This window comes from Paraglaciecola sp., assembly GCF_030730205.1.
GTDB lineage: Bacteria > Pseudomonadota > Gammaproteobacteria > Enterobacterales > Alteromonadaceae > Paraglaciecola.
The window spans coordinates 1-2,192 of the sequence record NZ_JANQVQ010000241.1 but is presented as its reverse complement, the minus strand read 5'-3'; the positions used below and the strand labels follow the sequence as shown (position 1 = coordinate 2,192).

1 protein-coding gene and 1 pseudogene are annotated in these 2,192 nt (G+C 42.4%); both read left to right on the top strand.

Annotated features, from left to right (window positions below; genetic code table 11):
* A pseudogene (locus tag NWQ57_RS15910) lies at window positions 1–330 on the top strand (transglutaminase); the annotation flags it as partial.
* A gap of 1 nt (window position 331) precedes the next feature.
* On the top strand, window positions 332–2,192 hold a 1,861-nt coding region (locus NWQ57_RS15905), incomplete at its 3' end, for a LapD/MoxY N-terminal periplasmic domain-containing protein (RefSeq protein ID WP_306023147.1).

Below are 2,192 nucleotides of genomic sequence, written 5' to 3'. Positions count from 1 at the left end.
TATTTTAGTTTACGTGCTTTGGGCGTGCCTACTGAAAAACTGCGTTTAATGTACGTAAAAGCACTGCGATACAATATGGCGCACATGGTGCTCGCCTACTACGACACCCCCACGTCTATTCCTTTGGTACTCGATAATTTAAATCGCGATATTTTACCGGCAAATAAACGCCGAGATTTACAGCCGGTTTATAGTTTTAACGGTGATGGTTTGTGGTTGGCCAAAGAGCAAGGCCAAGGCAAACAGGTGCAAAAAGGCGGGAATAACGGCCTGTGGGAAGATTTAAATAAACGCATGATGCAAGAATTAAATAATAATGAGGATAACTGATATGCCCTTGTCGAGACAACTTGTTCTGAGCTTGTTCTCTATCTTTTTAGCCCTGTTTATTGGTGCCGTATGGATAAGTGTTAGCAATACAAAAGACTATATTGAACAACAGCTTACCTCTCATGCGCAAGATACGGCGACTTCTTTAGGCTTGTCGATTACGCCCTATATTGGCGATGACGATTTGCCCTTAATCGAAACCATGGTGAACGCGATATTTGACCGCGGATATTACAGTGCGATTGTATTGAAAAATACTGAGGGCAAGGTGATTTTAGAGCGGCGTAATCCGGTGTCTCTTGAGCATGTACCGACGTGGTTTATTAACTTGTTTCCCTTGTCACCACCGATTCGTCAAACCGAAATTAACGACGGCTGGACCATTGCCGGTGAGCTGTCGGTGCAAAGTAACCCTGGCATTGGTTACGAGCAATTGTGGGATAACGCGGTTGACTCGTTTAGATTATTTTTATTAGTGTTTTCCGTGGGGCTAGTACTGGTATGGTTTTTAGTGCGCATGGTAACCATTCCTATCATGGCGGTGGTAAAACAAGCCGAGGCCATTAGCCTGCAAAAATTCGACAAAGTGAATTTAAAACCCAAAACGTTGGAGCTGCGCATTTTTGTTGATGCGATTAATTTAATGTCAGAACGGCTTGCTGATTTATTTGGCCGCTTGTCGAATCAAACAGAGCGTTACCGCGACTTTGCGTATTCTGATGGCTTAACCAAAGTCGGTAACAGGCGTGCATTTGATTTAGCGTTTGAACAAATTTTGGGTGACGCAGAGCATCAAACCAGCAGCTTTTTGATGTTTGTACGCTTGAGCAGTTTGAATCAAATAAACCGCAACGTTGGCTTTTTAGAAGGCGACGCTTATATAAAAACCGTTTGTGAGCTTATTAACGAGCACTTACGTCAGCAAAAAATTGGTTATAGCCTTTACCGCTTAGTGGGCGCTGACTTTGCGGTGATTATTGAAGATATTGACGAGGCAAATTGTTTGGCTCTTTGCCAACAACTGATTGATAAATGTAATGCCATTGAAAAGTCTGAGTATGAATCAGGCACTGCCCATATTGGTGTTGGCAGTTTTAATTACGGCGATAATAAAAAAGCCGTGTTAGAACAGGTTGATAATGCCCTCACCCAAGCTAATTTTAGTCAGTTAAAATGGCAAGCGGTTGACCAAGCGCAAAGCATAAAAAGCAATGATACCTGGCGTGAACAAATCAAAGCGTTGTTGGCAAAAGATACTGCCGACTTTTTAGCCCAGCCTATTAAAGATTTTTCAGGTGAGCTGGCTTACCAAGAATGGTTAGCGCGCTTTCCCGATCCGCAAAGCGATCAATATTTGCCCATGGCGGAATTGATTCCGGCCACCATACGCTTGGATTTTGCACAAAAATTAGATGAATTATTGGTACGCTGCGCCTTTAAAAAATTAGTTCAACATAGTGGTCAAGTTGGGCTTAATATCTCTCGCCTGTCTTTGTTAAAGCCCGCTTTTCAAAAATGGTTGTTGTTGCAACTGACACAATTAGGTGCACAACGCGTTAATTTGGTGCTTGAGATACCTGAGCGTTGCTTGCTGGGCGATACTGCTCACTTTTTAGCGTTTATCGCACAATTGAAAAGTCTAGATGTAAAAATTACCGTTGAGCGATTTGGTGCACAAGTGGCATCGATTACGCAACTTCGTACGGTTAAGCCCGATTATTTAAAGATAGATGGCCGCTTTACTAAAAATATTGACAAAGAAAAAGACAACCAGTTGTTTGTGCATTCCTTAGTTAACATTGCACACGGCCTCGGCATAAAAGTCATCGCCGAAAAAATAGAAACCGCAGAAGAAGTAGAAA